Source organism: Tardiphaga sp. (assembly GCF_028290785.1).
GTDB lineage: Bacteria > Pseudomonadota > Alphaproteobacteria > Rhizobiales > Xanthobacteraceae > Tardiphaga.
In genome coordinates this window covers 1-6,221 of the sequence record NZ_JAQGJD010000032.1, presented here as the reverse complement: position 1 = coordinate 6,221, position 6,221 = coordinate 1, and the positions used below count along the sequence as shown (strand labels likewise).

Below are 6,221 nucleotides of genomic sequence, written 5' to 3'. Positions count from 1 at the left end.
TCCCTCCAAAAGCAAACCCGGCCAGAAGGGGCCGGGTACTCGGACGCGTTGCGGCGCAATATAGGGGGAATTCCGCGAAAAACAATGATTTCCTGAGCCTGAGAAGGCGGTGCAGCCATGTTTTTGGACGAGGAAGGGCGGTTATATGGCACCATTTTCGGGAGTAAGACCCTCACTGTCATTCCGGGATGCAGCAGACGGCGTAGCCGGGTGAGGCAGGCCCGGAATCTCCGGATGTTCAGCGCGAGGCCATCTCCGGATTCCGGGTTCGCGCGCCGCTCTCGCGGCTCCCGCCCCGGAATGCCATTTACCCCAGCTTCGGATCCAGTGTGGTCGACCACAGCGCCACGTCGGCGCGGTCGCGCAGGGTGACGGTCATCTGGCCGGATTTGCCGTCGATCTGCACATGGCCGAAGAACTGCATGCCGGCCGAGGGCGGCAGGTTCTGGTTGTCGGCGCCCGGCGCTTTCACGAATTTCACTTCGGGCCCGAAGGTATTGTCCATCGCCCCCGGACCGAAGGTGCCGGCATGGAACGGGCCGGAGACGAATTCCCAGAACGGCTCGAAATCCTGAAACTGCGCCTTGTCGGGATTGTAGTAATGCGCGGCGGTGTAGTGCACGTCGGCGGTCAGCCACACCGTGTTGACGATGCCGGCCGACTTGATGAAGCGCAGGATGTCGGCGATCTCCAGCTCGCGGCCGCGCGCCGGGCCGTCACCTTGCGCGATCGCTTCGGAGCCGGTGTGAGTGGTTGCGTCGTTCTCGACGACGATGCTGATCGGCATGTCGGAGGCGATCACTTTCCAGGTCGCCTTCGAGGCCAGCAGTGCGCGCTTCAGCCAGGCCATCTGGTCCGGGCCGATGAAATACGCGTCGGGACCGTATTTCTCCTGCAGATTGGCGCCGTTCGGACCGCGGTAGCTGCGCTCGTCGAGCATGAAGACGTCGAGATGCGGGCCGTAATTTATGGTGCGGTAGATCCGGCCGGGCTCATTGGGATTCGACCGGATCGGATACATTTCGCGAAACGCCTGCGCGCCGCGCGCGGCCAGCAGCGTGATGTCGCGTTCCTTGTAGGTCGCCGGCAACTGCTTCGACAGCGACCAGTTGTTGGTGACCTCGTGGTCGTCCCACTGCCCGAAGATCGGCACCGCGGCGTTGAAGGCACGCACGTGCTCGTCGAGGAAATTGTATTTGTGCGCGGCGCGGAATTCTTCCAGCGTCTCGGCGACCTTGGCCTTTTCCGGAACGATGGTGGTGTTCTTCCAGACCTTGCCGTCGGGCAGCTTGGTCTCCGCCGCGATGACACCATCGGCGTAGATCGTGTCGCCGGAATGGATCAGGAAATCCGGATTGTGCGTGCGCATGGTGGCGAAGGTTTTCATGCCGCCATCCTCGGCGTTGATGCCGTAGCCCTGCCCCGCCACATCGCCACCCCAGACGAAACTGACGTCGCGGCGATCGGCCGGCGCGGTGCGGAAGCGGCCGACCACCGGCTCGCCGACAATGTCGGTGTGCGCGAGGTCGCGGAATTTCACGCGGTAGAAGATGTCCTGCCCGGCGGGCAGGTTGTCGATCAGCAGCTTGGCGGTGAAATCGCTTTCGGGCAGCGCATAGATCGGCGGCAGCGCGCGGGCGTTCTTGAATGATTCCGTGGTGGAGACTTCGACCATCATCTGCGACGCACGGTCGGCGCGCGACCACACCATGCCGCCGTCGACGCCGATGTCGCCGGACTGCACGCCATGCGAGACCATCGGCCGGTCGGCGGCGCGGCTGAGATAGGGCATCGCCAGCACACCGGCGCCGGTCATGGCCGCCGTGGAAAGAAAGCGGCGACGAGAAAACTGGATGGCCATGGAAGCGTCCCTGCGGTGTTGTTCGGATGAGAATGGCTCTAGGGAGTTTGCTTGACGCGGCTGTGACAGCCGGTCGCAGGCGTGCTGTCATTGCGAGGAGCCCTTGCGACGAAGCAATCCAGTTCTTGCCGAGCGCGTGGCTCTGGATTGCCGCGTCGCTTCGCTAAGGGGAAAGCCAATTGGCTTTCCCTGACCTCGCAATGACGACTCCGTTGACACATCTGGAACTCTCACACTAACGTGAACGCGACGGTTCCCCTCGGGGATCAAAAGGGAATGCGGTGAGGGAGAGTTCTTTTCGAACGATCCCGATTCCGCGGCTGCCCCCGCAACTGTAAGCGGCGAGCCTTTCGCCAAGAGCCACTGGGCATTCGTGCCTGGGAAGGCGGCGAAGGGCATTGACCCGCGAGCCAGGAGACCTGCCGCCAGTCGTGGTCACACGCGAGCACATTGGGCGGGGTGTCCTGGTGGGTGTCGAGCCGTATCCCGTTAGGGCTTCGGGGAGACCTCGTTCGCGGTGACGTGCCACGTAACCGCGAGCCACAGATGAATCCCGTTCTCCCTTCCGCGTCAAAGCGGCGCCGTCCCTTCCTGTATTCCGTCGCTCTCTCCGCTTTGCTCTGGCCCGCCGACGGCTGGACGCAGAGCGCGTCGAAGCCAAGCCAGTCGCTCGATCCCGTGGTGGTGCAGTCGCCGACGGCCACCGCCGCCAAGCGCCGCGCGGCCAACAGCAGCAGCGCTTCACGCGGCATCCGGTCCCGGTCGCGCGCCGTCGCGGCCACCGGCGCGCCGGTGGCGTCGCCGGCCGGCTTCGCCGCGCCGACGCTCAACCTCACCGGCACCACTTCCACCGGCAGCCGGCTCAATCTGACGCGATTGCAGACGCCCGGCAGCGTCGAGGTGATTTCGGCCGAGACCATGGCTGAACGCGGCCAGCAGAACCTGGTCGATGCCGTCACGCAGAATGCCACCGGATTCACCGCCAGCCCGGCGCCCGGCAATGGCAGCATCGCTTTCAACACCCGCGGCTTCACCGGCAACGGCACCGTGATGACGCTGTATGATGGCACCAGGCTCTATGTCGGCTCCGGCACGCTGACTTTTCCCTACGACACCTGGTCTGCCGAGCGCGTCGAAGTGCTGCGCGGCCCGGCATCGGTGATGTATGGCGAAGGCGCGATCGGCGGCGCGATCAACGTCATCTCGAAATTGCCGACCTGGGTTCCGCGCAACCAGGCCGAAATCTCGCTCGACAGCAACATGACCCGGCGCATCGCGGTGGATAGCGGCGGCCCGATCAACAAGGACGTCGCCTATCGCATCACCGCCACCGGCAACATGTCGGACGGCTGGGTCGATCGCGACACCACGTCCAATGTCGAAGTGCATGCCGCGGTTCAAATCAAACAGACCGAGGACATCACCTGGACGCTGTCCACGGACTACGGCGATCGCAGCCCGTCGCGCTATTTCGGCACGCCGCTAATCAATGGCAAGCTCGATGAGTCCCTGCGTTTCAGGAATTACAATGTCGGCGACAGCAGCATCCGCTATCAGGATAGCTGGAATCAGGTGAAGACCGAGTGGCAGGTGACGGACAGCATGACGCTGCGCAACAGCCTGTATTACCTGAACAGCCAGCGGCACTGGAAAGACGCCGAGACCTACAACTACAGCGCCGCGACGGGCCGCATCAATCGCAGCGACTATATCGAGATCTTCCACGACCAGCAGCAGATCGGCGACCGCTTCGACGCCACGTTCCGCGGCCATATCCTCGGCATGGCCAACGAATTTGTTGCCGGCTTCGACGTCAACCAGATCGACTTCAAGCACACCAACAACTCGCCCTATGGCGGCGCGTCGTCGGTGCCGCTCACCGACTTTTTCCCCGGCTCCTTCGCGGCGACAACGACCCAGACGGTACCGGGCTTCGGCAGCGCCACCAATCAATACGGTCTGTTTGCCGAGAATCGCCTGTCGGTGACGGAGCAGTTGTCGCTGACAGCAGGCATCCGGCAGGACGAGCCGACCATCAATCGCACCGACTATGTCACGCCCGGCAACAGCTACGAGAAATCCTATCACGCCACCAGTTGGCGCGCTGGCGCGGTCTATACGCCGGTCAAGGACCTTGCTTTCTACGGCCAGTATTCCGTGGCGGTCGATCCGGTCGGCAATCTGATTACGATGTCGGCGGCAAACCGCAATTTCGAACTATCGAGCGGCAAGCAGATCGAGGTCGGCGTCAAGCAGTCGTTCTGGGGCGGTCGCGGCGAGTGGACGCTGGCCGGCTACGAAATCGTCAAGAACAACCTGCTGGCGCGCGATCCCAACGCACCCACGGTCACGCTGCAGATCGGCCAGCAGTCGTCACGCGGCGTCGAGGCTTCGCTCGGTCTGGCGCTGGACCATGGCTGGCGCATCGATGCCAATACCGCATTCCTGCGTGCGAAGTATGATGACTTCGTACAGTCGGTCGGCGGCGTTGCGGTGAACTACGCCGGCAACGTGCCGGTCAACGTGCCGCAGAACGTCTCCAACATCTGGGCCACCTGGGCCTTTGCGCCGGATTGGTCGGCCAATGTGGGCGTGCAATTCGTCGGCCGCATCTATGCCGACAACGCCAACACGCTCGTGCGTCCTGCCTACCAGGTCATCAATGCTGGCGTGCAATGGAAGGCCGACCGCAATACGACGGTGTCGTTCCGGGTCTACAATCTGCTGGACGAAGTCTATGCCACGTCGGGCGGCACCAACCAGTGGCTGCTCGGCCTGCCGCGCACAGCTCAGCTCGCGGTCAATGTGAAGTTCTAGGTGCATTTTTGGAATGAACAGACCCACACCCCCGTCATTGCGAGCCAGCGAAAATCGCCGAAGGCGACTTTCGCTGAGCGAAGCAATCCAGAGAGCCACACGCACAGTCTGGATTGCTTCGTCGCAAGGGCTCCTCGCAATGACGGCTGCGGGCGATTCAAGTCATCTCAAAAAGAGAATGTTCTAAGATGCCTCGTGCAGTGACCCGCACACTCCGGCGGTGGCTGTATATCGGCCACCGCTGGATCGGCATCGTGACCTGCCTGCTGTTCGGCATGTGGTTCGTGTCCGGCGTGGTGATGATGTATGTCGCCTTTCCCGGCCTCTCCGCCAAAGAGCGGCTGGCCGCCTTGCCGGATATCACGTGGCGGAACGTGCAACTGACGCCGGATCGCGCGCTCGCCGTAGCCGGCGCCACGCGCTTTCCGCGCGACCTGCGGCTCGCCATGCTGGATGACGAGCCGGTGTACCGGCTGATCGGCTGGGACGGAAAACGGCAGACGATTTCCGCACGCGATGGCCGCGCCATCGATCATATCACCTCGCAGCAGGCGCTGGCCGTGGCGCGCAGCAGTCCCGCAGCGACTGACGTGCGCCTGCTCGACACCGTCGATCGCGACCAGTGGAGCGTTGTCTCGCGCTTCGATCCGCTGCGGCCGCTGTTTCTGGTCGCGCTCGGCGACGCCGCCGGCACGCAACTCTATGTCTCCGAACGCTCCGGCGAAGTCGTGCTCGATACCAACCGGACCGAGCGCATCTGGAACTGGCTCGGCTCGATCCCGCACTGGATCTATCCGACCATTCTGCGCCAGGACGGCGCGCTGTGGCGCAGCGTGGTGCTGTGGATTTCCGGCATCTGCATGATCGTCGCGGTGTCAGGCATCTGGATCGGCATTCTGCGCGTGCGCCTGCGCAAGCGCTACAGCGGCGGCGCGATCACGCCATATCGCGGCTGGATGGCGTGGCATCACGTCACCGGCCTGTTCTCCGGCGTGTTCGTGCTGACCTGGATCTTCTCGGGCTGGATGTCGCTGGATCCCGGCCGGCTTTTCGACACCCGCGAGCCATCGCGCGAGATGATCCAGCGTTACGCCGGCCACGAGGCGCCGGGCTTTGCCGCGTCATTTGCAGCGATGTCGCCAGGCGCGGTGGAAGCGCGCTTCGTATGGCTCGGCGGCCGGCCCGTCATGCTGCTGGCCGGACGCGACGGCGTGCCAACCGCCGTCGATCCTGCGACGGGCGTCGCCGCGCCATTATCGGATACGCAGATTTTCGAGGCGGCGCGCGCGCTGATGCCGCAGGCCGCGATGTCGATGCAGGCGCGGCTCGATCGCTATGATTCCTACTGGTACGCGCACCACGGCCAGCGTGTGCTGCCGGTGCTGCGCGCCGGCTTCAACGACGACGGGCAGAGCTGGTTTCACCTCGACCCCGTCACCGGCGACCTCGTCGGCCGCAGCGATTCCGGCCGCCGCGCCTACCGCTGGCTGTACAACGGTCTGCACAGTCTGGATTTCCCGTGGCTGATTGCGTACCGGCCGGC

At 64.0% G+C, this 6,221-nt stretch carries 3 protein-coding genes and 1 riboswitch; of the genes, 2 read left to right on the top strand and 1 reads right to left on the bottom strand.

Annotated features, from left to right (window positions below; all coding sequences use genetic code 11):
• Window positions 1-307 precede the first annotated feature (307 nt).
• Window positions 308-1,861, bottom strand: coding sequence for an alkaline phosphatase D family protein (locus tag JWR89_RS01895; protein ID WP_299711089.1), 1,554 nt, complete (start codon window positions 1,859-1,861; stop codon window positions 308-310).
• Between the two features lie 233 nt (window positions 1,862-2,094).
• Window positions 2,095-2,303, top strand: a riboswitch (cobalamin riboswitch).
• A 104-nt stretch (window positions 2,304-2,407) separates the two neighbouring features.
• On the opposite strand from JWR89_RS01895, the gene JWR89_RS01890 reads away from it, so the two are divergent.
• Both JWR89_RS01890 and JWR89_RS01885 read left to right on the top strand, forming a co-directional pair.
• Complete coding sequence (locus tag JWR89_RS01890) at window positions 2,408-4,678, top strand: TonB-dependent siderophore receptor (protein WP_299711086.1); 2,271 nt, start codon at window positions 2,408-2,410, stop codon at window positions 4,676-4,678.
• 200 nt (window positions 4,679-4,878) lie between these two features.
• The coding region (locus JWR89_RS01885) for a PepSY domain-containing protein (RefSeq protein ID WP_366142958.1) at window positions 4,879-6,221 on the top strand (1,343 nt) is incomplete at its 3' end.